Below are 25,271 nucleotides of genomic sequence, written 5' to 3'. Positions count from 1 at the left end.
TTCTGTTTATTTCTCAGACTTCCAATAGTTCTTTTTCTTTATTGGCAGTCATATCATCGATGTGTTTCACAGCATCGTCTGTAGCTTTTTGAATATCTTTTTCAAGAGTTTTCAACTCATCTTCAGTGATTTCTTTAGCTTTTTCTTGTTTCTTAGCTTCATCCATAGCATCACGACGAATGTTACGGATAGCAACTTTAGCATTCTCACCAACTTTTTTCACTTCTTTAGCAAGGTCACGACGAGTTTCCTCAGTAAGAGCTGGGATAACCAAACGAATAACAGAACCATCGTTAGCTGGTGTAATACCGAGGTCAGAAGCATTCAAAGCACGTTCAATATCTTTCAAAGAAGTTTTATCAAATGGTGTTACCAACAAGACACGTGCTTCTGGAATAGTGATAGAAGCGATTTGGTTAAGGGGTGTTTCTACACCATAGTATTCTACGTGGATACGATCAAGCAAGCTTGCATTAGCACGACCAGCTCGAATACTTCCAAATTCACGAGAAAGTGAGTGATGAGATTGGGTCATTCTCTCTTTTGCTTTTTCAACAATTGCGTTTGCCATAATCTTATTTTATTCCTTTTCTTCAATATTGTTAGAAACTGTAGTTCCGATGTTTTCACCAAATACAACACGTTTGATATTGCCTGGTTGGTTCATGTTAAAGACAACCAAGTCGATGTCATTGTCCATTGAAAGTGTTGAAGCAGTCGAATCCATGATACGAAGACCTTTACTAATAACATCACGGTGAGTCAATTCTTCAAACTTAACCGCAGTCTTATCTTTCTTAGGATCAGCATTATAAACACCATCAACACCATTTTTTGCCATCAAGATAGCATCTGCCTCAATTTCAGCTGCACGAAGGGCTGCAGTTGTATCTGTTGAGAAGTAAGGTGAACCAACTCCAGCACCAAAGATAACAATACGACCTTTTTCAAGATGACGAAGGGCACGTCCTCGAATATAAGGCTCAGCCACTTGTTGCATTGCGATTGCAGTCTGAACGCGTGTATCCACTCCAACTTGTTGCAATGAATCTGCCATTACAAGAGCGTTCATAACTGTTCCAAGCATTCCTGTATAGTCTGCTTGTACACGATCCATCCCAGCTTCCGCAGCAGGTTCTCCACGCCAGAGGTTACCACCTCCGATAACGAGAGCAATTTCAATTCCTAAGTTATGTACTTCTTGAATTTCTTGTGCCATTGCTTGAACTGTTTTAATATCAATACCTATACCACGTTCACCAGCAAGGGCCTCACCTGATAACTTGATCAAAATACGTTTATATTTTGGTTCCACCTGACTTCGCTCCTTTGTTTTATTCAAACTATTTTATCACATTTTTTGATAATTTTATAGTCTCACGGACTAAACTTTCAAAAAATTTATAGGCTTAAAAATTCTTCTAAATCAGTCAAAGCACGTTCTGCAATCTTTTCATAGCGAGCCTTTTTATCGCGAATACGCTCACCTTCTAACTCCTTGATAATCCCGAAGTTGACATTCATTGGTTGGAAATGCTTGCTATCAGCATGAGTGATATAATGAGCTAAACTTCCGATAGCTGTTGTCTCTGGGAAAATAGCCTGGCTTTCTCCTTTAAAAAGACGAGCAGCATTTATTCCAGCAACCAATCCTGAAGCTGCTGACTCAACGTAGCCCTCTACTCCTGTCATCTGACCAGCAAAGAAAAGATTTGGCTGTTTCTTAGAACGGTATGTTTGCTCAAGAAGATTTGGAGAATCCATGTAAGAATTACGGTGCATGACACCATAACGAACAAACTCCGCATTTTCAAGTCCTGGAATCATTTGGAAGACACGTTTTTGTTCTCCCCATTTGAGGTGGGTTTGGAATCCAACGATATTGTAGAGACTACCCGCAGCATTGTCTTGACGAAGCTGAACAACTGCATACGGTGTTTTGAAGTCACCATCACGAGGACCTTTATAGTCTTCTGGATATTCCAGACCAACTGGTTTCATAGGACCATAAAGCATGGTTTTAATGCCACGCTTAGCCATGACCTCGATCGGCATACAGCCTTCAAAGTATTTTTCTTTCTCGAAAGAATTGAGCGGTGCTTCTTCCGCATTGACCAAGGCTTCATGGAAATCCATAAATTCTTGTTTGGTCATCGGAGCATTCAGATAAGCTGCTTCTCCCTTATCATAACGAGATTTGAGATAGACCTTATTCATATCAATGGTGTTGACGTCGATAATGGGCGCTGCCGCATCGTAGAAATAGAAGCCATCGCCGTCATTAAGGGCATGAATTTTCTCAGCCAGGGCATCGCTCGTCAAAGGACCTGTAGCGACAACTGTGATAATATCAGTCGGCAATTCTGTAATTTCATCACGAATGACCTCAATCAAAGGGTGGTTGGCAATTTTTTCAGTAACCATTTGAGAAAAACCGTCACGGTCAACCGCAAGCGCTCCACCAGCAGGAACACGTGTAGCTTCTGCTGATTCCAAGATAATAGAACCTAGGCGACGCATTTCTTCCTTGAGGAGCCCGACAGCATTTGTAAGAGCATCCCCTCGTAATGAGTTGGAACACACTAATTCTGCAAAATTATCTGTTTTGTGCTGAGGTGTTGATTTGACACCACGCATTTCATAGAGTTTAACTGGAATACCACGCTCTGCGATTTGATAGGCTGCTTCCGAACCTGCCAAACCGGCACCGATAACATTGATATAAGATTGAGACATGACACTAATACCTCTTTGGGTGAAACTTAAGTTCATAACAAAAGACCTCCCCGGTCTGTTTGACACCCACAAATCTTTCTATTTTCTCTTTTACTAGTATAACAAAAAAAGGGAAGAAGGCAAACTTCCCTGTTTAGTCATTAAATTGATTATCTTCCCATTCGTGGTAGGCTGCGTAAAGCTGGCTTTTGTTCCACTGATATATCTTTGCAACTTCCTTAATGGCGTGATTTTTCTTAATTCCTTGCTGGAGACGAGCTTGTATTTCTGAGAATAAATCCTCTTCATCCTTTTCTTCAACTTCCTGACTAGCACCTTCTACAATCAGAAGACATTCGCCCTTAAGAGGTGTTTCTGCGATACTTTCTAGTAACTCAGTAATATGACCTCGTTGGTATTCTTCATAAATCTTGGTCAATTCTCGAACTAAGACAACTGAGCGATCACCATAAACTGCTAACATATTTTCCAACGTATCTGCTACACGATGAGGCGATTCATAGAAAATCTGAGTCTCGGAATAATCTTTTTTCGATTCGAAAAATTGCTTTTGTTGCCCTGATTTTCGAGGTAGAAAGCCATAAAAAATATGAGGTTGTGGAGCTAATCCACTGGCAATCAAGGCAGAAATTCCCGCACTAGCACCCGGAACAGTAACTACAGCTATATCTTCCATAATAGCAGCCTTAACCAAATCATGACCCGGATCAGAAATACTAGGTAGACCCGCATCAGAAACTTGGGCAATATTTTGACCTTGTTTCAACAAATCAATCAAATCAGGAATCTTTTCCTTGGCATTATGCTCATGAAAACTAATTTGCTTGGTTGGAATATCAAAATGCTTAAGTAATAAGCCAGTATTACGAGTGTCTTCTGCCGCGATCCAACTAACTTCTTTCAAAGTTTGGATAGCACGAAAAGTCATATCCTCTAGATTTCCAATTGGTGTTGCGACAAGATAAAGCTTGCCATAAGCAGATTGACCTTTAAAACTCTTTTGAATCTGCATGCTTACTCCCTAAACAACAATTCATCACAGAACATACATTCTGCATCCTGCTCTCGACGTTGCCCATAAAAATCTCGACAAACATGAAATCCGTCGTCATAGATTCGACTCACATTTTCTCTGACATGTTTAGTTTTAGTTGGGACAGTTTCTTCTTCCTCACTCAAGCGTTCTCTAAGTTTATCATTCTCTAAACGAAGAGCTGTATTTTCCTCAACAACACTCTTGAGATTTTTTTTGATGGCTTCTACATCTGCTAAAGTTGCTAACAATTGTTGTGAAAAGTCATCTAAGGCATCAAATAATTCTTTTTTATTCATCAGCAGCCCTTTAACCCTTTCATAGACTTAATATTTTTGTAAAACTAGGTAGTCCATTGCATTTTGGAAAGATACATTTGCTTTCCACATTTTTCTAACTTCTACAAGATTTTCTAGTATACGCTGTGCTCCTGTTTGCAGAATTTCTTTACCAGCCAACACCTCTAAAATCCTAAGTACTTGATCTTGTTTTTCTTTGTCATCTGCTAAGCTAGCTAATTTAGCAACTTGTAAATATGATTCTCTTCTTCTGGATAAAATATCTGAAAATAAGCGCTCACTTTCTTCAACCAATGTCCAAAATGTTGCTTGATTAAGAAGTTTTTCAGCTTCAATTTGAGATTGGCTAAACTGAGCTAACAATCTAGCTTTTTTCTTAACTAGACCTAATTTCTCAAGTTGAAAAATAAGGTTAGCTTCCTGTTTCTTAAACTGAAAAATCTGTGTTCGACTCCGAATTGTTGGTAATATTTTATCCTCATCATTAGTTAAGAAGAAAATATAAACTTCACTTTGCGGTTCTTCAATAACCTTTAGTAGTGAATTAGCGGCATTCAAATGCATCTTATCTGCTTGTTCAATGATAAAGACTTGGCGCTGACTTTCAATACCTGATTGAGAAAATTGCCCTACCAATTCTCTAATCCGTTCAGTCTTAATAATTTGATTAATCGGACGGACGATTGTTACATCAGGATATTCCTCTTGATCAATCAATTTACAACTTCGACAAGATTCACAAGGTAGAACACCCTGTTTATCAGTACAAAAAAGACTTTTAGCAAGAAATAAGGCCATTTCTAAACTTCCAAAATAACCTGAAAAAAGATAGGCATGTTTCAGCTGGTTTTGATCAAGAATGCGAACAAAACGTTCATATTGCTGTGGTTGACAATCCTTTAGTTCATCTTTTATCATCTGGTCAATCCCATTCTGTCAAATAAGACTTGCTTGGTATTTTCAATTACTTGATCCAATGGCAAACTAGCATCGATTTTAACAATACGCTCACCTTCTTTCTCAAGAAGGGAAAGATAGCCTTGGCGAACTTTTCTGTGCAGGTCTAAACCTTCCAAGTCCAAACGGTTGACTTCGCGATCGCTGTTTGCCGCGATTCGTTCAAGCCCCTTTTCTACTTCAATATCAAAATAAAGTGTCAAATCCGGCTTGAGACCATCTGTCGCAAATTGATTGAGCCAGTCAATAGCTTCAATATTCAAACCACGACCAAAGCCTTGATAAGCAACTGAACTATCAATAAAACGGTCCATGATGACCAATTTTCCAGCTGCAAGTGCTGGCAAGACCTTCTCTACTAAGTGCTGTCTACGACTTGCAATATAGAGAAGCAACTCTGTCTTTGGATCCATCTGAGTATGACTAGGATCTAAAATGACTTCTCGAATCTTCTCACCAATCAAAACACCACCTGGCTCACGTGTCGTTAAAAAATCAACATCTTTTTCTTTTAATATTGGAAGGATAGCTTCAAGCACACTGGTTTTCCCAGCCCCCTCTGGTCCCTCAATAGAGACTAAAAATCCTTTTGACATGTCTATCTCATTTCTATTTGCTATCTTCTATTCTATCAAAAAAATAGACATTTGTGAAAAGCTTTTTAACCTATAAATAATTTAATCAGAAAACTAGAGTATACATTAGTTAATAAATAAGATAATTATTTAATTAAGTTTCTATTTTCGTAATTTACTACCATACTTTTTTGTCTTTGTATAATCAAAAAAAGAACCTTGCAAAGCAAGGTTCTTTTAGTGTCTGACTTAAATAATTGTTCTTCTGGGAACTAAATCGAATTAAGCTTCGATTTCTGTAACCATACCTGAACCAACAGTACGTCCACCCTCACGGATAGAGAATGTAGTACCTTGTTCTACGGCGATTGGGTGGATCAACTCAACGTCGATTGTCACGTTATCACCTGGCATTACCATTTCAGTACCTGCTGGAAGTTCGATTGAACCTGTAACGTCAGTAGTACGGAAGTAGAATTGTGGGCGGTAGTTGTTGAAGAATGGAGTGTGACGTCCACCTTCTTCTTTAGTAAGGATGTAAACTTCACCTTTAAATTTAGTGTGTGGGTTGATTGAACCTGGTTTAGCGATAACTTGTCCACGTTCGATTTCGTCACGTTGAACACCACGAAGAAGGATACCTACGTTATCTCCTGCAAGACCTTCGTCAAGTTGTTTACGGAACATTTCAACACCAGTAACAACAGCTTTCTTAGTTTCTTCTTTGATACCAACGATTTCGATTTCGTCGTTGACACGAACAGTACCACGGTCGATACGTCCTGAAGCAACTGTACCACGTCCAGTGATTGAGAATACGTCCTCGACTGGAAGAAGCAATGGTTTGTCAGTGTCGCGTTCTGGTTCTGGGATGTACTCATCAACAGTGTTCATCAATTCCATGATGATGTCTTCGTATTTAGAGTCACCTTCAAGAGCTTTAAGAGCTGAACCTTGGATAACTGGAAGATCGTCACCTGGGAAGTCGTATTCTGAAAGAAGGTCACGGATTTCCATTTCAACCAATTCAAGCAATTCTTCGTCGTCAACCAAGTCGATCTTGTTCATGAAGACGATCAAGTGTTTAACACCAACCTGACGTGAAAGAAGGATGTGCTCACGAGTTTGTGGCATTGGTCCGTCAGTTGAAGCTACTACAAGGATAGCTCCGTCCATTTGAGCGGCACCAGTGATCATGTTTTTAACGTAGTCCGCGTGTCCTGGAGCGTCGATGTGGGCATAGTGACGTTTTTCAGTTTCGTACTCAACGTGCGCAGTGTTGATAGTGATACCGCGTTCGCGTTCTTCTGGAGCAGCATCGATAGACGCATAGTCTTTAGGTTGGTTAACTGATGAAGGCAAGCGACGTGCCAAAACAGTTGTGATTGCTGCAGTTAGGGTAGTTTTACCGTGGTCAACGTGTCCGATTGTACCAATGTTAACGTGTGGTTTACTACGATCGTATTTTTCTTTTGCCATTTGAGTAAAAGCCTCCAATAAAATATATTTTATAGATAGACAGTAGGCAATACAGTCTAACTTTCCTTACTATTTTATCAAATTTCAGCTAAATTGCAAGTGTTTTACATAGAATTTGTGAATTATTCTTATTCTACCCTAAACAAGACAATCCTATAATTTGAAATAAGTAAATTTCTTTAAAAATTAAGAAAAAAGAACCAGAAAAATCTGATTCTTTATTCTGATAATTGATTTTTAACTTCTTTTACTTCCTTGTGATTTTCATACAATCGGACTAAGAATTTGGCAATCTCTTTTAAAATCGAATAAGTTGGAACAGCAACAATCATTCCAACAACACCATAAATATTACTAGATAATAGTAACAAAACTAAAATAGTTATTGGGTGAACCTTCATAACCCCACCAACAATCCGTGGATATAATACATTCCCATCAATCTGTTGAATAACAAGCATGTAAATCACAGCAATTAACATCTTTTGAGGATCTGTAAATAGGTTTGATATGATCATCGGTATAAGACCAATACTAGGTCCAACATAAGGAATTAAATTAGCTAAACCTGAAAAGATTGCAAATACTAGTGCATATTTCAAACCAATAACACTATAGCCGATATAGGCTAAACATCCAATGATAACTGCATCAATTGAAACTCCACTAATATAGCGGGAAATAGTGGCATTTAGATTTTTTATTAGACCAGAAATATTCAGTCTATCATACTTTAAAATACTTCTTTCTAGCATAGGTAAAAACTTATGTCCATCTAGCAAGAAATAAATTAAAAAAACTGGCGTCATGATAATAATCAGGACAGTGCTAACTAATGCAGATAAGACACTACCTACACTATTTGTAACACCATTTAAGATATTTTGTAGGATGTCTACATAAGACAGATTCAGCTGTTGAATAGTCTTTTGAACATCTAGATTTTGAAAAGCTGGGTATTTGGATAATTGTATTACCAAATCTTGAATACGGCTGTATATATCTTGGCTAGAATTAATCAAACTACTCAACTGATTGATTAAAATAGGTAAGAGATAGACAACACCTATTACAATCAGCCATACTAAGCCACAGAGAGTCAATAAAATTCCAATAATTCGATTCAGCTTTAATTTTTTCTCTAGAAACTGGACTAAGGGGTTCGTTAGATAATACAGAAAACCACCCAGTAAGAAAGGAATCATAATTGTATTTATTACACTAACAAAAGGTGTAATAATAGCACCCATTTCTCTCCAAAGATAGAAAATTAAGGTTATCAGTAGTATTTCAGTAGTCCAGAAGAATAATTTGTTTCTCCGAAACATATGCCACCTCCTCTTCTCCCTATTTTACCATATTTAAAAAAGATTGATAACCCCTGTCATAAAAACAAGAATATTTTTTTTCTTTATGATAGAATAAAGTTATTATGAAGAAATTAATTTTAACATTGATCGCACCCCTATTGTTTGCTACTGCAACTCCTGTTTACGCACAGGAATTTGATGTAGCAGCCAAGCACGCTATCGCTATAGAGGCTAACACTGGTAAGATTTTATATGAGAAAGACGCAACTCAACCCGTCGAAATTGCATCTATTAGTAAATTGATAACTGTTTATCTAGTATATGAGGCCTTGGAACAAGGAAAAATTTCTCTGACTACTCCCGTTGAAATTTCTGACTATCCATACCAGCTTACTACTAATTCTGAAGCTAGTAATGTCCCTTTGGAAGCTCGAAACTATACTGTAGAAGAGTTGCTTGAAGCAACTTTAGTTTCTAGTGCTAATAGTGCGGCTATTGCCCTTTCAGAGAAGATAGCTGGATCAGAAAAAGATTTTGTAGACATGATGAAAGCAAAATTGCTGGAATGGGGAATCCAAGATGCTACAATCGTAAATACAACTGGTCTTAATAATGAAATCCTTGGTAATAATATCTACCCAGGATCAAAAAAAGATGATGAGAACAAATTAAGTGCTTATGATGTGGCTATCGTTGCTCGTAACCTCATTCTAAAATATCCTCAAGTTTTAGAAATTACTAAGAAACCAACTTCAACCTTTGCCGGAATGACTATCACCTCTACTAACTTTATGCTAGAGGATATGCCCGCTCACCGCGGTGGAATCGACGGATTGAAAACTGGTACGACCGATAAAGCTGGTGAATCCTTTGTTGGTACTACAGTTGAAAAAGGAATGAGAATAATTACGGTTGTCCTTAATGCTAATACACAAGCTGGCAACCCATACGCTCGTTTCACAGCTACTTCTTCTCTATTAGACTATATCTCCTCAAACTACGCTCTGCAAACCATTGTCAAGCAAGGTGAAAGTTATGAAGATAGTAAAACTTCGGTTGTAGACGGAAAAGATGATAATGTGATAGCTGTCGCAAAAGAAGATATCAAAATCGTTCAACGTTTAGGTAGCCGAGCACAATCATCCATTAGTTATACACCAGCTACCAATCAACCTACGGCGCCTATAGAAGCTGGTACAGTCGTTGGTCATTTAACCTACGATGATAAGGATTTAGTAGGTCAAGGCTATGTCACTTCTGATAGACCTAGCTTTGAAATGGTTGCGGAAAAAAATGTAGAAAAAGCTATCTTCCTTAAAGTTTGGTGGAATGGTTTTGTTCGATTCGTAAACGAAAAATTATAAAAAAAAATCGCGATTTACGCGATTTTTTATTTATCTTCTAAAACAGTTGAATGTTTATATCCATAAGTAAAGTAGATCATAATGCCTATTAGGAGAGCAACCCCAAAGGCTATCCATGTTTCAACTGTATACTGAAGCATGAAAGATAAACAGATTAGAATAGAAAAGATTGGTAAAACTGGAACCAGTGGGGTTTTAAATTCTCCCTCTTTGGGCATCCCTTTATCTTTTCTCAATTTGATAATTCCATACGCTAACAGAATCAAATAAGCCAAGGTACAGATATTTAAAAAGGCTGCAATACTTGCAAAAGGGAAAATTCCTGCAGCTATTGCTGAGACAAGTCCTGTTAAGATTGTTGCATTTTTTGGAATACGACTTGTCTTAGTCACTTGTTTAAAAGTTTGAGGCAATAGTCCATCACGAGCCAAGCTATAAATCATTCTAGACAAAGCATAAGTCATGGAAATACATACAGTTATCAATGTAAAAATAGCAACGAGTGACACATAGTTGGCAGCCCAACCAATACCGATACTTCTCAATGCATAGGCTACTGCGTCGTCAACATTTAGTTTGCTATAATGAACAATACCAGTCAACACTAATGTTACTAAGGCATAAAGAATGGTTACAATAGTAAGAGATAAAACAATACCACGAGGAACGTTCTTTTGTGGATTTTGAATTTCGTCAACAGCCATTGAAATTGACTCAAAACCTAAGAAACCAAAGAACATAAGCGAAGCACCTGCCATAATACCAGAGCTACCTCCATATATCTTACCAAAACCAAATGGTGCAAAGTCGGACCAGTTTTCTGGTTTAATGTACCAGATTCCAACCAAGATAAACAAAGCCAAGGCTGAAAATTTTAATACAACTAATATTGAATTAAAACGTAAGGCGGCTTTCGAATTTAAAAGTACAAGTCCTGTCACTAATACCAATACTAGTATGGGCAAGAGATCGATATAAGTTCCCTGTTCAGGATTAAATGTTCCATTTAAGGCTTGAGGCATTGATATTCCAAAGTTACTTAGCAAACCTTTAAAGTATGCCGCCCAACCCGAAGCAACACCTGAAACAGCTGTCATGAATTCCATAATTGTGAGCCAACCAGCTATCCAAGCTGGAAATTCACCCAAAATTGCGTATAAGTAACTATAGGCTCCACCCGTTGCCGGAACACGTGATGCAAACTCAGCAAAAAAGAGAGCTGAAAGTGACACACATAGAGCAGAAATTACTATTGAAACTACCAATGAGGGGCCAGCCAGAGTTGCTGCTGCAGTTCCAGTGATGGTAAAGATTCCTGTACCAACCATGGCACCAATTCCCAAGAGAATTAAATCCCATAATTTCAAATGACGATGCATTTCAGTCTTACCCAGACTAACATCTTTTGTCCTAAAAATATTCATATTCATCCCCCATTTACTGATTTTTGTATTATTCTACCATATATCGTTTTAAATGTGAATATTTATAAACTAAAATTATTAAAAAAACAGAACAAATGTAACATTCGTTCTGTCTTTGTTCATATAATCTAGCCAACTGATCCTTCCATCTCATAGCTAATCAAGCGGTTAAGCTCGACAGCGTATTCCATTGGAAGTTCTTTTGTAAATGGCTCTACAAATCCCATGACAATCATTTCAGTTGCCTCAGATTCTGACAATCCACGGCTCATAAGGTAATAGAGTTGTTCTTCTGAAATCTTAGATACCTTAGCTTCGTGTTCCAAAGCTACTTGTGAGTTATGAATTTCATTAAATGGAATGGTATCTGATGCTGACAAGTCATCCATGATAATGGTGTCACACTCGATGTGAGAAACAGATTTCTTAGAGTTTTTATTAAAGGTTACTTGTCCACGGTAGTCTACCTTACCTCCACCTTTGGCAATAGATTTAGAGACGATAGAGGAGCTCGTATGTGGAGCATTGTGGATCATCTTAGCACCAGTATCTTGGTGTTGCCCTGCATTGGCAAAGGCAATCGAAAGCATAGTCCCACGCGCACCTTCTCCATCAAGGTAAACAGATGGATATTTCATAGTTGTTTTGGCACCTAAGTTTCCATCAATCCACTCAACTGTCGCATCTTTCAAAGCTTTAGCACGTTTGGTTACCAAGTTATAAACGTTGTCAGACCAGTTTTGAATAGTCGTATAACGCATATAAGCTCCATCCAAAGCAAAGATTTCTACAATGGCGGCGTGCAAGCTGTTGCTTGAATAAGTTGGCGCTGTACATCCTTCTACGTAGTGGACGCTTGCTCCCTTATCAACGATAATCAAGGTGCGTTCAAACTGTCCAGTATTTTCGTTATTGATACGGAAATAGGTTTGAAGCGGAATATCTACCTTAACACCTTTTGGTACATAGATAAAGGTTCCACCAGACCATACTGCTGAGTTGAGGGCAGCCAACTTGTTATCCGTCGGCGGTACCAACTTAGCGAAGTATTGTTTAAACAAGTCTGGGTATTCCTTGAGGGCAGAATCTGTATCTGTAAAGATAATTCCTAACTTCTCAAATTCTTCCTTCATGTTATGGTAAACCACTTCTGACTCATACTGGGCAGAAGCTCCAGCTAGATAGGCACGCTCAGCTTCAGGAATCCCGATCCGTTCAAAGGTTTCTTTAATCTTTTCAGGTACATCATCCCAGGAGCGAGCTGGTTTATCAGATGGTTTTTGGTAGTAAATCAAGTCATCAAAGTCAATCTCTGACAAATCTGCTCCCCAAGTTTGCATGGGCATTTTCATAAAGGTTTCGTAAGATTTCAATCGAAATTCTAACATCCACTCAGGCTCACCCTTAGCAGCGGATAATTCACGAATAACCCCTTCGTTCAATCCTTTACCTGTTGATAAGATTGGTTCCACATCATCATGGAAACCAAATTTATATTCACCAAGATCGATTGGTTTTGGTTCTACTCTTTCTTCAGCCATAATATCCTTTCTTTCATTCTTTATTTCTATTGATTTATAAGACAAAAGAAACTTGTCTTACTTGTTATCTTGATTTTCAATTGTTTTCTTAAGGGCATTCCAAGCTAGGGTTGCACACTTGATTCGCTGAGGGAATTTAGCAACACCTGACAAGAAAGCTGCGTCGCCGAGACTATCTTGTCTGTCATCTTTTTGCCCTTGAACCATTTCAGAAAAAATGGTTGCTAATTCTAATATCTCTTGCTTTGTCTTACCTAAAACTGCATCCGTCATCATACTAGCAGAGGCCGTTGAAATGGTACAGCCTGAGTTTAGAAAAGCAATATCTTCCAAACGATCTTCTGCATCAAACTTGACAGAGAGATTGATGACATCACCGCAGGTCGGATTGTTGAGACTGATTTGTTCAGCATCTTCTAACTTTCCTTTATGATGGGGATTTTTCGAATGGTCTGCTACCACTGCCATATAGAGGCTATCTAGTTTAGAAAGTGCCATTGAAAAACTCCTTTGTCTTTAGTAAGGCATCAACTAGTTTATCGCAATCTGCCTTGGTATTGTAAATATAAAAACTTGCACGAGCTGTTGCTGGGACGTCCAAATATTGAAGCAGAGGTTGCGCACAATGGTGACCCGCACGAACTGCCACTCCTTCATAATCCAGAGCAGTCGCGAGGTCGTGAGGATGAAGGTCACCTAGGTTAAAGGCAATAACACCTGAACGTTGAGCCAAATCTTGCGAACCGTAAATGGTCAAACCTTCAATTTCTTGCAACTTTGGAAAGACGTATGCAATAAGTTCTTGTTCATGGGCTTCAATGGTATCCATGCCAATGTTTTCAAGATAATCCACGGCTGCTGCAAGTCCAATAGCACCAGCCATATTGGGAGTTCCAGCCTCGAATTTCCAAGGCAATTCCTTCCAACTAGCAGATTGCTCGTAGACAAAATCAATCATCTCCCCACCAAATTCAACTGGTGACATTTGCTCTAGATACATTTCTTTGCCATAGAGAACGCCGATACCAGTTGGCCCAGCCATCTTGTGACCTGAAAAGGCAAAGAAGTCCACATCCAAGTCCTGAACATCAATCTTCATATGAGGTGTAGACTGAGCGCCATCCACCACCATAATGGCTCCAACTTCATGAGCCAATTGAGTGATTTCTTTGATAGGATTAACCACACCAAGGACATTTGAGGCGTGAGTTAGCGAAACAAACTTAACCTTGTCAGTCAATTTAGAACGCAAATCATCCATATCTAGAGACCCGTCCTTAAGATAGACATAGACTAACTCAGCTCCAGTCTTAAGACAAGCTTCCTGCCATGGGATAATATTGGAATGGTGTTCCATGACTGAAATCAAGACCTGGTCTCCTTCAGTCAAGATTTCCTCAGCGAAATGTGCCACCCAGTTGAGACTAGTCGTAGTTCCTCTAGTGAAGAGTACTTCCTTTGTCGAACCAGCGTTGATAAACTTACCAATGGTTTCACGAGCGGCTTCATAAGATGCTGTCGCCCTTTCAGCCAAGGTATGAACCCCACGGTGAACATTGGCATTGTCCTGCTCATAGTAACGGTTAATGGTTTCCAGAACAGCTAGTGGTTTTTGTGTCGTCGCAGCATTATCAAGATAGACCAAAGGTTCATCGTTGACAATCTGGTCTAAAATTGGAAAATCCTTGCGAATAGCTTCTGCATCTAACATTAAACTCACCTTAGCGTTTTAATAGTTTTTCTTCGATGGTTGCAATCATTTCATCACGAACTTCCTTGACTGGAATCTCAACGATCACAGATCCAAGGAAACCACGGACAACCAAGCGTTCTGCAGTTGCCTTGTCCAATCCACGACTCATGAGGTAGTACATGTCTTCTGGATCCACTTGTCCGATAGACGCTGCATGCCCTGCAGTAACATCATTTTCATCAATTAAAAGAATTGGGTTGGCGTCTGAACGAGCCTGATCTGAAAGCATGAGAACACGACTTTCTTGCTGAGCATCCGCTCCCTTAGCACCCTTGATGATGTGGCCAATACCATTGAAGGTCAAAGTTGCTTTTTCAAGGATAACCCCATGTTGGAGGATATTACCGATAGAGTTGCAACCATAGTTAGTTACTCGAGTATCAATCCCCTGTACCTGACGGCCGCTTGAAAGTGCTACGACCTTGAGGTCTGCATGGCTACCATTTCCAAGTAGGTCACTATCAAAGTCAGCAACAACATTTCCTTCGTTCATAACACCGATGGCCCAGTCAATACTTGCATCGTTGCCTAATTTACCACGACGGCTAATGTAGGCAGTGACATTCTCACCAAGACGGTCAATCGCCGCAAACTTCACTTGAGCACCAGAACGTGCAATAACTTCAACTGTGATATTGGCAGTTACCTTAGCACTACCTTCACCACGTGACTCTAAACGTTCGAGGTAGCTGATTTTAGAGTTTTTACCTGCAATGATCAGAATATGCTTGTTAAATGGCACATCACTGTCACTATCTTGGTAGAAAATTCCTTCGATAGGTTCTGTGATTTCTACATTGTCTGGAATGTAGAGAACCGCACCACTGTTAAAGTATGCTGTGTGGTAGGCTGCCAACTTGTCGTCATCGTATTTGACTGATGACATGAAGAATTCTTCTACGAGTTCTGGAATTTCTTCTAAAGCTGAATGGAAGTCTGTAAAGATCACCCCTTGCTCAGCCAACTCAACTGGAATTTGCTCAAAGACTGTTTGAGTACCTAATTGTACCAATTTTAACTGATTGTCAATAGCTGTAAAATCTGGAACATTTGCTGTTGGTTCATTCTCCGTAATCGTTCCATCACCCAGGTTCCAACGATGAAATTTCACACGTTCAATGACTGGTAATTCCAAACTCTCGATTTTATCAAAAGCTTTTAGACGGAGGTCTGACAACCAGCTTGGTTCGGCGTGCATTTCTGAAAAAAGTTTAATATTTTCTTTAGTCATTTACTTCTCCTAAAAGATACGAGGGAATTACAATTCTTCCTTGTAGTCATAGCCAAGTTCTTCAGCTAATTTTGCGTATCCTTCACGTTCCAAACGCGCTGCCAATTCAGGACCACCAGAAAGCACTACACGACCATCCATCATTACATGCACCACATCAGGTGTAATGTAGTTAAGGAGACGTTGGTAGTGAGTAATAATCATGGCACCGAATCCTTCGCCACGCATAGCATTAACACCTTTAGAAACAACTTTAAGGGCATCAATATCAAGACCAGAGTCAATCTCATCCAAAAGTGCAAATGTTGGTTCCAACATCAACAGTTGAAGAATTTCATTGCGTTTCTTTTCACCTCCAGAAAAACCTTCATTGAGGTAACGCTCAGCCATTTCTTCTTTCATGTTAAGCAATTCCATTTTCTCATCCAATTTAGTGATGAAATCACGAACTGAAATTTTTTCGTCATCTTCTTTACCAGCATTCATAGCTGCACGAAGAAATTCAGCATTTGTAATTCCAGGAATTTCTGATGGATATTGCATAGCAAGGAAAAGTCCCATACGAGCACGCTCATCAACTTCTAACTCAAGAATGTTCACTCCGTCAAATAGAACCTCACCTTTGGTTACTTCATAGTTAGGGTTTCCCATGATAGCTGCAGAAAGAGTTGATTTACCAGTCCCATTTGGTCCCATGATAGCTGCAATCTCTCCTGTTTTAAGGGTTAAATTAACCCCCTTCAAAATTTCCTTACCTTCAATTTCAACATGAAGATCTTTAATCTCAATTACTGACATCTTAATTCCTTTCTTAATGTATGTATACTCTTACTAGTATAGCAAAAAAAAGCCTGAAAGGCTCTTATTTTGTCTATAATGTAAGCGCTACTTTCTCCTTTGAATATGATCATCTATGGCATTGATTATTTTCCCCATAATATAAGAGATGCGAAAATTTCTCAGGATCAAAATAGCCCAGAGCAAGGCCATGATATAGCGTTGTTCCATGACTGATTCATTAAAATAATAAGTCTCAGCAGCTGTAAACAAGGCCATAATGATAAATTGTTGTCTACTCATAGTCTTATTCTTAAAATATCTAATCTTCAGTTATGGTTACTTTATCTGCTAAAAATTCAAAACCTTGAGGGAGTACTGACTCCTCAATATCTTCCTTGATAGCTTGTCCTTGAGATGATTTAGCCTTAGCAGAAAAGTCCGCTCGTACTTCTTTCCATTCTTCTTGTGAAATAGCTAAAATTTCTGGAGAAAAACCAGCTGCTTGACTGAGAATATTGCCAAACATTAGATTCAAATTATCTCGTTTCATAGTTTGGCCAGCATTGAAGTTTGATTCAAAGGCGAGAATAGCATGACGTTCATTGGCCGCAACAGGTTGAGAACCAGCTAAAAGTGCCTTATCAGGGCCTGAAAAACTTTCAATAACTTCTCCCCATGCATTTTGAAGACGGATTAGATTTTGACGGGCTAAATCAGGACTTTCAACAGCTTCTTGAAGGATGGAATGAACCTTATTACGATCCACACGATAAACAGACTTACTGCCAGACTGTCTAATTACTGGTGATGCTGTTGGTTTTGAACTTGATCCAGAATTAGAAAGAGCCTGTTTCAAACGTGCCACTTCTTCCCTAAGCGAAGCTAATTCATCAGCTACTTGACCTGATAAAGCTGGTTTAACTTCAAGCTCTGCTAGGCGAATGGTCATCATTTCAGCATAAATCTTAGGCTGAAGACTGGCCTTCATATCAGCTAGACTTCTAGTAGCTATGGTAATCATTTCAAATAGGAGATCCTGTGACAGAGATAAGTTATTCTTGAATGTTTGGCTATGGTGAGTGTTTTCTCCCCCCGTCTGAACAATCAAAATATCTCGTAAGTACTGCAGCAAATCTGTCACAAAACGTGTCATGCTCTTTCCGTTATCAAAAATCACCTGAAGATTTTCTAAAGCACGGGTAACATCTTTTTGAGATATTGCAGCCACATAGTCGTCCAAGGCGCTGAGACTAATGGTTCCAGTGATTTCCTCTGAAATGGCTGTTGTCAATCTATCTTCATTGATGAGACTTAAAGCTTGATCTAAAATTGACAAAGCATCTCGCATACCACCTTCAGCTCTTCTAGCAATAATTTCAACAGCTTCTGTTTCGTAATCAATTCCTTCTTTTTCTAAAATCTGGAAGATATGATCTCGAATATCCTGAGTCTTAATGGACTTAAACTCAAATCGTTGAACACGAGACAAAATTGTCGCAGGAATCTTATGAAGCTCAGTCGTTGCCAAAATAAATACTACATTTGGTGTTGGTTCTTCCAGTGTTTTCAAAAGTGCATTAAAGGCACCAGTCGAAAGCATATGAACTTCGTCGATGATATAAACCTTATAGTGAGCAACACTAGGAGCATAGGTAGATTTGTCACGAATATCTCTAATCTCATCGACCCCATTGTTAGAGGCAGCATCCATTTCGATAACATCTTCCAAACTACCGTCTGTAACAGCATGGCAAATGTAACAGTTATTACAAGGCTCCCCCGCCACTTGATTAGGACAGTTCATGGCCTTAGCAAAAATCTTAGCCACACTAGTCTTACCAGTTCCACGAGGACCTGAAAATAGATAGGCGTGGCTTATTTTTTCCTGTTCAACAGCTTGTTTAAGAGTTTTTGCTACAACCTCTTGACCTACTAGCTGTGAAAAAGTCTGGCTTCTATATTTTCGGTAAAGGGCCTGATACATTATACTTTCTCCTCAAACATTGAAAAGTTCCATTCTGTTTTATCTAGCAAAATAGATACAAACTCTTCTAAATACTTCTGATCAATTTCATCGTAATCATCTAAAACAGATGAATCCAAATCCAAAACAGCCAAAAGCTGTCCTTTTTTAACCATAGGAACAACAATTTCACTAAGTGCTTTACTATCACAAGAAATATAGTTAGAATAGTTCTTTACATCTCCAACAATGACCGATTGACGACTGGCTGCTGACTCTCCACAAACACCCTTACCAAGAGCAATTCTCACACAAGAAACGCCACCTTGAAAAGGACCTAAAATAAGCTCGTTACCATCAAACAAATAGAAACCTGCAAAAACCGTATTGGGAAAAGTTGATTTTAGTAAGGCACTTGCATTTGATAGATTAGCTAAAACATTGGGCTCTCCTTCTAGGAGAAGAGAGAGCTGTTCATTAAGTGTTTGATAAAGAACTTCTTTTTCTGAATATAACATAGAACCATTATATCAAAAAATACTAGTAGAAAAAAGAAAAATCCCTTGTTTTAAAAACAAAGGATTTATTGATTCTTTAATCAGATTAAAGTTCGATGTCTCCGAACAAGTCAGCCATTGAGAATCCAGTTTGTGTTTCTGGAAGTTCAAAGTCACGTTTTTCTTGACGTTTTGGACGACGTGGACGTGGAGCGCGTTTTTCTTCTTTTTGTCCTTCTTCTTGAGCTGGACGTTCTTCAAGAGCTTTGATAGAAAGTGATACGCGTTCTGCATCTGCGTTAACATCAAGGACTTTAACAGTAACTTCTTGACCAACAGTAAGAGCTTCTTTTGGATTTTCAATACGTTTGTGTGAAATTTGTGATACGTGAACAAGTCCATCGATACCTGGCAATACTTCAACAAATGCACCGAAGTCAGTCAAACGTTTAACTGTTCCTTCTACAACATCACCTTTAGCCAATTTTTGCTCAACGCCATCCCATGGTCCAGGTGTTGTAGCTTTAAGTGAAAGTGAAACACGTCCTTCTTCTTCGTTAAGATCAAGGATTTTAACTTCAACTTCTTCACCAACAGTTACAACTGATTTTGGTGAAACGTTGCGTTCGTGTGACAATTCAGTTAAGTGAACCAATCCATCAACACCACCAAGGTCGATAAATGCACCAAAGCTTGTGATACGTGCAACTTTACCAGTTACAACATCACCAACAGCTAATTTACCAAATACTTCAGCACGAGCTGCTGCTGTAGCTGCTTCAACAACTTCACGACGTGAAAGGATGAAGCGGTTTTCTTTAGGGTCAACTTCTTTGATTTTAGCTTCAAATTCTTGACCTACAAAACGCTCAGTGTTGCGTACGAAACGAGTGTCCAACATTGAAGCTGGGATAAATCCACGTACGCCTTCAAATTCAACTGAAAGTCCGCCTTTAACAGCGCGAGTTCCTTTAACTGTAACAACTTCTTCTTCGCGTCCTACAAGTTTGTCCCATGCTTTGCGAGCTTCAAGGCGTTTTTTAGATACAAGGTATGTTACTGTATCAGTATCTTTACCAACTACTTGACGAAGTACAAGAACATCCAATACTTCACCTACTTTTACAAAGTCATTGATATCTGCATCACGATCGTTTGTCAATTCGCGAAGAGTCAAGACACCTTCAACACCAGTTCCAGAGATTGCAACGTTAGCTTGAGTAGCATCTACTGTCAATACTTCAGCACTAACAACATCACCAGGTTCAACTTGGCTAACGCTATTTAGCAAATCTTCAAATTCGTTCATCTAAAAAATCCTCCAACAATCAAGCCTTTCTATAGCTTGACATACTTATAATTTTTTTCCTAAGCACCCGCAAGGACATGTTTATATCGTTCACGTCTTTCAATTATAAAAATAAAATACCCTAAGATATTTTCCCTTTATTCTTGAATTTATTACCTAAGAACTGGGGTAGCTGGATTCGAACCAACGCATGAGGGAGTCAAAGTCCCTTGCCTTACCGCTTGGCTATACCCCAATAGTGATATGGAGAGAGAGGGATTCGAACCCCCGAACCCGAAGGAGCGGATTTACAGTCCGCCGCGTTTAGCCTCTTCGCTATCTCTCCGACAATCAACAAAGTTTATTATATCATGAAAATTTACAAAAAACAAGCACTATTTTGCTAAATTGTAGTTTTCAATCAATACTTCAACAGCTTGGTCAAGTTTCTTATAGAAAGCATCTACATTCCCATTCTTGATGATGGCAAATTGATTGTCTAATTCGGCAATTTCACCAATAATCTTTTTCCCAATAGTTAACGTATAACCATCATATTTTTCTTTCCCAACTAATACAGTTGCATCTGATAATTGAATTTCAATTTTTTTATCTTTTTTACTCATACTATACCTCTTTTCACTTTTTCTATTTTACAAGAAATTCCCTAATCTAGCAAGAAAAAACTCTCTATCAAGCTAATCTTGATAGAGAGTTTAATGAATAGAATAAGGAATTTTTTAATTTGAAATTTGAATTATTAGTGAGTCGTTCCTCCGACTAATTTCAAATCTTTATCTTTATGGTCTACGATAGCACCAATCGCAGCTTCGATACCTCGGATAATATCTCTTAAGCACATGGATGCAGTATTAGGCTTATTTACCACTTGTTCTGTCATATAGGGAATATGCATAAATCCTGCTCTCATATTAGGAAATTTCTTATCCGCTAAATAGAGTGCCTGATACATCAGATGATTGCAAACAAAGGTTCCAGCTGTATTGGATACTGAAGCAGGTAGCCCTTCTTCTTTTATGGCTTGTACCATTGCTTTGATAGGGAGTGTGCTAAAGTAGGCAGCTTCTCCATCAAGGCGAATTGGAGTGTCAATCGGTTGATTTCCTTGGTTATCTGGAATTCTAGCATCATCTTGATTGATAGCAACTCTCTCAGGAGTTAAATTCGCTCTTCCTCCTGCTTGTCCGATGCAAAGCACAACATCTGGATGGTATCGATTTATTTCTGCTTCTAAAACCTCTGCTGATTTATAAAAGACCGTTGGGATTACTGCCCAATGAAGCTCTGCACCATTGATTTCAGAAGGTAATGATTTAACTGCTTCTAGAGCTGGATTAACCTTTTCACCACCAAAAGGATCAAATCCTGTAACTAATATTTTCATTTTATTTCCTTTACTAAAATGCCAAAAAGTACATCAGAAATACATGTATGATAATCATGACAATAGCTACTCCTACTTGCGCTTTGATAACGCCATTTGGATCTCTCATATCCAAAAGGGCTACAGGTAATGTATTGAAATTGGCAGCCATTGGGGTTAATAGAGTCCCACAACAACCTGCTGTCATAGCAAGAGCACCCGCCACGATTGGATCTGCTCCCAAGGAAAATACAAAGGGAACACCAATTCCAGCAGTAATGACAGCAAAGGCTGCAAAGACATTACCCATTATCATGGAGAATAAAACCATCCCAAGGACATAAGCTAACACACCCATAAAACGACTGCCCGAAGGAACTATACCGCTTATCAAGTGAGAAATCAAGTCTCCAACTCCAGCTACAGTAAAAATAGCCCCCAAAGCTCCTAAAAGTTGGGGAACAATACCACTAGTTGAGACTTGCTGAACCATGCGATTGTTTTCTGATAACAAACTTTTAGGAGAACTCTTAGTAATCAATAAAAGAGAGATGGTTGCAAAAAATGCTGCAAGGCTGATAGCAATCTTACTAAACTCCGGAATCACTTTTGCTAATACTAAAGCAATTAAAGCCATCAACATGACTGGAATAAAAATTTTATTCTTCAACCGTTTAGCTTCAATATTTGCCTTGACTTCATCCAGAGACGGTAAGGTTCCGATACGAACCTGTTTAAAGAGCGTTAGTAGGGCTAAGAGCACTACGATAACTCCAATACAGATAGATGGTAGATAGGAACCTCCAATAAAACTGATTCCCAATAAAGCCCAAAACCCAGCTGTTCCATATCGAACTGGGTTTGTTTTGTCTTTATAGCTACAGTAGGCCGTGTGAAGAAATTGACAACCAATCACAATATAGGTTAACTCTAATAACTGTCTTGCTAGATTGGTCATTCATCTTTTCCTTTACTAAGCTTATTCGCTAGCAGTTTTCTATCAAATAAGTAATTGTAAATCCCTACCACAAGTAGAGCAACTCCTGCAACAATAAGAGAAGCCGAAGCGATCCCTGCATAATTACTTTCGTAACCTAATTGGTCCAGAGTGCCCCCCACCAAGAGGACACCACCTGCACCAACGAAAGTATTCTGAGCAAAGAAATTTGCAAAATTATCATTTGCTGCTGCACGCGCTTTTAGCGCTTCGCTCTCCTGCTCCGTTAATTTTCTACCTAATTGTGACTCTGCCGCTGCTTGTCCCATGGGTTGAACCAAAGGCCTTACAAACTGTGGCTGCCCTCCTAGACGAATGGCAAAGAACCCGTCGAGTTCCCGAAAAAAGAAATAAATTGTATAAAAACTTCCTACGGTCAGTCCTTTAATCTTTTGAATCAAGTCAATTGAACGTTGCTTAAGGCCAAAAGTTTCAGATAAACCAACCAAGGGCAAGGTTATCATAAAAATCGTAAGAACTCGTTGATTGCTAAATTCTCTTCCTAAAATATCCAAGAACTCAACAAGAGAAACTCCAGAAACTAGAGCTGTAACTAAACTAGCTAAGACTACCGTTGCGATGGTATCTAATTTATAGATAAAACCAATCACAATGATAACTATCCCTATTAGTTTAATCCATTCCATATAGGCCCCTTTATTCCAAAAATACTAGTCTGTTTTATTTGACATGACTTTCTAGTTCTTTTTGGTATTTACTGTTTGATTCCAATTTTTCTTTTTGCCATTTTTCAAGAGCTGCTTGATATTCTTTAGCAGATACAATTTCTTTTTGCAATTTCATTTCCTTGAAGATATATGGATTACCCTTAATACCTACTTGTGAGTATGGTTTAGAGAATGGAACGACGTTGCTGACAACTGGTGAGCCACCTGATGAAGCTGTTGGCATCAAGAGAGAACTATCAGTGAGCCATGCTTGAGCTTTAGCATATTTTTCATATCTCTTGTCCAAATCGTTTGTTTCAGAAACTGCATCATCCAAGAGTTTCTTATATTCGTCCAGACCAAGTTGAGCTACTACTTCCTTGTCTTTACCTTTCGTAATACCAAGGTGTTTCATAGCAGAACCAGTCTTAGGATCCATGATATTAAGATAACTTGCTGGGTCTTGGTAGCTTGGAGCCCATCCAGTACTGTTCAAGTCATAGTCTTTTTGGGCTGGAACACGCGCTTGCGATGTAATGCTTTCCTTTTCGTTATCGGTCATCTGAAGGACATCGATCACGACATTTTCAGAACCAAGAGTTGACTCGATTGATTGTTTGAAGGAATTGCTTTGTTGAACGGCGATTGTATCTGTCTGTTCAACTGGAACATCCAAATGAATTGGGAAGGTTACACCTTTTGCTTCCAATTCTTTCTTAGCTTTTTCGAATGAAGCTTTGGCTTTGTCTGGATTGTAGATAGTATCTTTTCCGTCTACAAGTTCAACGCCTTTCCATTGGTTTCCATAGTTGACCAATTCTGCTTGAGCGATATCACCAAAGTTTTTACCACCAGATTGTACAAAGTTATCTGGAACTAGACTGTTACGAATAATCTTGTCCGCACCATCTTCACCATTGAGCTGTGCAGCATATGAATGACGGTTGAAAGCAAAGTTGATTGCTTGACGGAAGTCCTTGTTCAACATCGCTTCTTTTGTAGAAGTTTTCTGTTCTTCACTTGTTTTCGCAGTCTTATTGTAAGATTGACGGTTTACGTTAAAGGTAAAGTAATAACTAGTTGAATCCTGTGGACTGTATGTGATTTTATCTCCGTATTGTTCCAATGTAGAAGCAAAGTTTGAGCTACTTGGGAAGATACGAGCTGTTGTATAAACACCTGAAGAGAAGCTACGGATTAATGATTCTTGGTCTGAACCATCATAGTAGGTCAATTTTACTTTCTCAATTTTAACCTTCTCTTTATCCCAATAATTTGGATTCTTTTCGTATTCGATTAAAGATTTTGAAGTCAATGTCTTCAGGATATACGGTCCGTTATAAAGGATACCAGATGGACTAACTGCTCCGTAGTTCTTACCCGAAGCTTTGAGGAATTCCTCGTTTACCGGCAACATGGTTGCTGAAGTTACTTTCGAATTCCAGAAACTTTCAGGTGCATTAAGAGTATACTGGACTGTGTAGTCATCCAATGCCTTAACCCCAACTGTAGAGAAGTCATTAGTCTCACCAGTCATATATTCATTCAAGCCCTTAATGGAATTTTGAATAAGAGTGACACCGTCTGATTTACCATCTGCTACGTGTTTTAGTCCAGTAACAAAGTCATGCGCAGTTACTTCAGCGTATTCTTCACCTTCTGACGTGTACCATTTAACCCCTTTACGAAGTTTATAAGTATAAGTCAAACCGTCTTGTGAGACACTCCAGTCTTCTGCTAGTGAAGGAACCAAATTTCCATATTCATCGTTTTCCAACAATCCATCAACAACGTTACCAATAATATCCGTTGTTGAAGTACGAGTTGCAATACTGTAGTCCAAAGATGATGGGTCTACTCCATAGACATAAGAGAAGGTTGTAGGTGCATCTGCTTCTTTATCAGCTTTCCCACAAGCTACAAGAAGAACTGCTGTACTCAGGACCACGCCTGCTGTTAACATCCACTTTTTCGTTTTCATAAAGATCTCCT

Annotated in this window: 25 protein-coding genes and 2 tRNA genes; 1 reads left to right on the top strand and 26 read right to left on the bottom strand. The window is 38.8% G+C overall.

Translation table 11 applies throughout. From position 1 onward, the window contains the following. Positions 1-13: 13 nt before the first annotated feature. From frr to FN031_RS01465, 9 genes are all read right to left on the bottom strand, one after another. Positions 14-571: a ribosome recycling factor gene (gene frr / locus FN031_RS01505; RefSeq protein WP_006148672.1), complete on the bottom strand. Its 558-nt coding sequence runs from the start codon at positions 569-571 to the stop codon at positions 14-16. Positions 572-580: 9 nt separating this feature from the next. Further along, a complete protein-coding gene (pyrH, locus tag FN031_RS01500) occupies positions 581-1,315 on the bottom strand; it encodes a UMP kinase (RefSeq protein ID WP_221887456.1) in 735 nt (244 codons plus the stop codon). An 86-nt stretch (positions 1,316-1,401) separates the two neighbouring features. Continuing rightward, the gene (gene trmFO / locus FN031_RS01495; protein ID WP_142558580.1) at positions 1,402-2,736 is read right to left on the bottom strand and encodes a methylenetetrahydrofolate--tRNA-(uracil(54)-C(5))-methyltransferase (FADH(2)-oxidizing) TrmFO; all 1,335 of its coding nucleotides are present in this window, start codon (positions 2,734-2,736) and stop codon (positions 1,402-1,404) included. 133 nt (positions 2,737-2,869) lie between these two features. Beyond that, positions 2,870-3,748, bottom strand: a complete 879-nt coding sequence (rsmI, locus tag FN031_RS01490; protein ID WP_142556999.1) for a 16S rRNA (cytidine(1402)-2'-O)-methyltransferase — start codon at positions 3,746-3,748, stop codon at positions 2,870-2,872. A 2-nt stretch (positions 3,749-3,750) separates the two neighbouring features. Then, positions 3,751-4,068, bottom strand: coding sequence for a DNA replication initiation control protein YabA (yabA, locus tag FN031_RS01485; protein WP_142556997.1), 318 nt, complete (start codon positions 4,066-4,068; stop codon positions 3,751-3,753). Positions 4,069-4,095: 27 nt separating this feature from the next. Further along, positions 4,096-4,986, bottom strand: a complete 891-nt coding sequence (locus FN031_RS01480; RefSeq protein ID WP_142556995.1) for a DNA polymerase III subunit delta' — start codon at positions 4,984-4,986, stop codon at positions 4,096-4,098. Next, positions 4,983-5,621, bottom strand: a complete 639-nt coding sequence (tmk, locus tag FN031_RS01475) for a dTMP kinase (protein WP_142556993.1) — start codon at positions 5,619-5,621, stop codon at positions 4,983-4,985. Before tmk ends, FN031_RS01480 begins: the two co-directional genes overlap by 4 nt. Positions 5,622-5,882: 261 nt before the next feature. Beyond that, the gene (tuf, locus tag FN031_RS01470) at positions 5,883-7,079 is read right to left on the bottom strand and encodes an elongation factor Tu (protein WP_075567734.1); all 1,197 of its coding nucleotides are present in this window, start codon (positions 7,077-7,079) and stop codon (positions 5,883-5,885) included. A gap of 218 nt (positions 7,080-7,297) precedes the next feature. After that, positions 7,298-8,407 (bottom strand): AI-2E family transporter, encoded by a 1,110-nt coding sequence (locus tag FN031_RS01465; protein WP_142556991.1) that lies wholly within the window; start codon positions 8,405-8,407, stop codon positions 7,298-7,300. A 104-nt stretch (positions 8,408-8,511) separates the two neighbouring features. Here FN031_RS01465 and pbp3 point away from each other — a divergent pair, with 104 nt between their 5' ends. Continuing rightward, positions 8,512-9,753, top strand: a complete 1,242-nt coding sequence (gene pbp3, locus FN031_RS01460) for a D-alanyl-D-alanine carboxypeptidase PBP3 (RefSeq protein ID WP_142556989.1) — start codon at positions 8,512-8,514, stop codon at positions 9,751-9,753. 26 nt (positions 9,754-9,779) lie between these two features. Here pbp3 and FN031_RS01455 read toward each other — a convergent pair whose 3' ends face one another. From FN031_RS01455 to FN031_RS01375, 17 genes are all read right to left on the bottom strand, one after another. Next, a complete protein-coding gene (locus FN031_RS01455) occupies positions 9,780-11,177 on the bottom strand; it encodes an APC family permease (RefSeq protein ID WP_142556987.1) in 1,398 nt (465 codons plus the stop codon). A 128-nt stretch (positions 11,178-11,305) separates the two neighbouring features. Beyond that, positions 11,306-12,718, bottom strand: a complete 1,413-nt coding sequence (gene sufB / locus FN031_RS01450) for a Fe-S cluster assembly protein SufB (RefSeq protein ID WP_142556985.1) — start codon at positions 12,716-12,718, stop codon at positions 11,306-11,308. A gap of 57 nt (positions 12,719-12,775) precedes the next feature. Continuing rightward, positions 12,776-13,216, bottom strand: coding sequence for a Fe-S cluster assembly sulfur transfer protein SufU (sufU, locus tag FN031_RS01445; protein ID WP_142556983.1), 441 nt, complete (start codon positions 13,214-13,216; stop codon positions 12,776-12,778). Continuing rightward, positions 13,203-14,429 (bottom strand): cysteine desulfurase, encoded by a 1,227-nt coding sequence (locus FN031_RS01440; protein WP_142556981.1) that lies wholly within the window; start codon positions 14,427-14,429, stop codon positions 13,203-13,205. Before FN031_RS01440 ends, sufU begins: the two co-directional genes overlap by 14 nt. A gap of 10 nt (positions 14,430-14,439) precedes the next feature. Beyond that, positions 14,440-15,702 (bottom strand): Fe-S cluster assembly protein SufD, encoded by a 1,263-nt coding sequence (gene sufD / locus FN031_RS01435; RefSeq protein WP_142556980.1) that lies wholly within the window; start codon positions 15,700-15,702, stop codon positions 14,440-14,442. A 27-nt stretch (positions 15,703-15,729) separates the two neighbouring features. Next, entirely contained in the window at positions 15,730-16,500 is a 771-nt protein-coding gene (sufC, locus tag FN031_RS01430; protein ID WP_142556978.1) for a Fe-S cluster assembly ATPase SufC, read from the bottom strand. 87 nt (positions 16,501-16,587) lie between these two features. Further along, entirely contained in the window at positions 16,588-16,782 is a 195-nt protein-coding gene (locus tag FN031_RS01425) for a DUF3272 family protein (protein ID WP_142556976.1), read from the bottom strand. A gap of 19 nt (positions 16,783-16,801) precedes the next feature. Next, positions 16,802-18,466, bottom strand: a complete 1,665-nt coding sequence (gene dnaX, locus FN031_RS01420; RefSeq protein WP_142556974.1) for a DNA polymerase III subunit gamma/tau — start codon at positions 18,464-18,466, stop codon at positions 16,802-16,804. Next, entirely contained in the window at positions 18,466-18,963 is a 498-nt protein-coding gene (locus FN031_RS01415) for a GAF domain-containing protein (protein ID WP_142556972.1), read from the bottom strand. The genes dnaX and FN031_RS01415 overlap by 1 nt, the downstream gene beginning before the upstream one ends. Positions 18,964-19,048: 85 nt before the next feature. After that, a complete protein-coding gene (rpsA, locus tag FN031_RS01410; protein ID WP_049529459.1) occupies positions 19,049-20,251 on the bottom strand; it encodes a 30S ribosomal protein S1 in 1,203 nt (400 codons plus the stop codon). A gap of 163 nt (positions 20,252-20,414) precedes the next feature. After that, a tRNA-Gln gene (locus FN031_RS01405) sits at positions 20,415-20,486 on the bottom strand. 9 nt (positions 20,487-20,495) lie between these two features. After that, positions 20,496-20,576: transfer RNA gene (locus FN031_RS01400), tRNA-Tyr, on the bottom strand. A gap of 49 nt (positions 20,577-20,625) precedes the next feature. Then, the gene (locus FN031_RS01395; RefSeq protein WP_075567747.1) at positions 20,626-20,856 is read right to left on the bottom strand and encodes a DUF2969 domain-containing protein; all 231 of its coding nucleotides are present in this window, start codon (positions 20,854-20,856) and stop codon (positions 20,626-20,628) included. Positions 20,857-20,990: 134 nt separating this feature from the next. Next, positions 20,991-21,635 carry a pyroglutamyl-peptidase I gene (pcp, locus tag FN031_RS01390; RefSeq protein WP_142556970.1) on the bottom strand — a complete coding sequence of 215 codons (645 nt, stop codon included), beginning with the start codon at positions 21,633-21,635 and terminating at the stop codon, positions 20,991-20,993. Positions 21,636-21,648: 13 nt separating this feature from the next. After that, positions 21,649-22,572, bottom strand: coding sequence for a DUF979 domain-containing protein (locus FN031_RS01385; protein ID WP_142556968.1), 924 nt, complete (start codon positions 22,570-22,572; stop codon positions 21,649-21,651). Continuing rightward, complete coding sequence (locus FN031_RS01380; protein WP_142556966.1) at positions 22,569-23,258, bottom strand: 5-oxoproline transporter, DUF969 family subunit; 690 nt, start codon at positions 23,256-23,258, stop codon at positions 22,569-22,571. The genes FN031_RS01385 and FN031_RS01380 overlap by 4 nt, the downstream gene beginning before the upstream one ends. Before the next feature lie 34 nt (positions 23,259-23,292). After that, entirely contained in the window at positions 23,293-25,260 is a 1,968-nt protein-coding gene (locus FN031_RS01375) for a peptide ABC transporter substrate-binding protein (protein ID WP_142556965.1), read from the bottom strand. Positions 25,261-25,271: the final 11 nt, after the last annotated feature.

The organism is Streptococcus mitis (genome assembly GCF_902159415.1).
In the GTDB taxonomy this organism is placed as follows: domain Bacteria; phylum Bacillota; class Bacilli; order Lactobacillales; family Streptococcaceae; genus Streptococcus; species Streptococcus mitis_BG.
This window is presented reverse-complemented; position numbering and strand designations above follow the sequence as displayed.